Source organism: Caballeronia terrestris, from assembly GCF_001544515.1.
Lineage (GTDB): Bacteria > Pseudomonadota > Gammaproteobacteria > Burkholderiales > Burkholderiaceae > Caballeronia > Caballeronia terrestris.
In genome coordinates this window covers 1-719 of record NZ_FCOL02000570.1, presented here as the reverse complement: position 1 = coordinate 719, position 719 = coordinate 1, and the positions used below count along the sequence as shown (strand labels likewise).

At 54.9% G+C, this 719-nt stretch carries 1 protein-coding gene; it reads left to right on the top strand.

Annotated features, from left to right (window positions below; translation table 11 throughout):
• Nucleotides 1-358: 358 nt before the first annotated feature.
• Nucleotides 359-697: a hypothetical protein gene (locus tag AWB67_RS40550; protein ID WP_125477911.1), complete on the top strand. Its 339-nt coding sequence runs from the start codon at nt 359-361 to the stop codon at nt 695-697.
• Nucleotides 698-719: the final 22 nt, after the last annotated feature.

Sequence of the window (719 nt, the reverse complement as noted above, 5' to 3'; positions counted from 1 at the left end):
CCGGAAAGCTCGACTTCTCGGCCTTCAACCAACATGCCTCGTAAGCCGCATTACCCACTCCACTTTTGAAATAGCCTACCTCGGGAACCCGACTGACGAGTTACGCGCAAAATTTGGCCAGAGCCGACGTCCGGTCGCAAATAACCGGTCTCCCCCGGCCAATGCGTAATCGTCATAAAAAAAAAGCGACTCGACGGACAGGCAGCGACCTCGTTCTCTGCATGGAATCCATTTACAAACTAGACTTGAATGGCACGCTCGGGGACATGCTTCGTGTACGACGCGGTTCGTTGTCGACGAGCGCTAAGCTAGCGGTTCGTCTTCGTGGGACACCGTGGCTCCTACAATGGAGGCAACCATGATCCGAGCAATCTGCACACTCCTGTCGCTTGCTGGACTTTTCGGAGCTAGCGTGAACGCGTTGGCTGACCCTATACGAATCGAATCAGGTACCTATGGTGAGAATTGTGGCGCTCATCATGGCAATTCGACGCGTGAGCTGGCTCTGCACTGTAACTCCGCCGATACCTGCCGTTATCCGGTTGCCTTGCCGGCGGCCCTTCGTACGCGAAATGCTTGCAAGGCCGATTTCGTTGCCGAATGGTCTTGCGGGCCGGGAGAGTATCACCAGGCTGCAGTTAGGGCAATGCTGAAAAAGGTCAACGCATCAGGGTGGCAGGCCGTTTATATTGAATGAGACAAAAGACCCTAGCGATGGC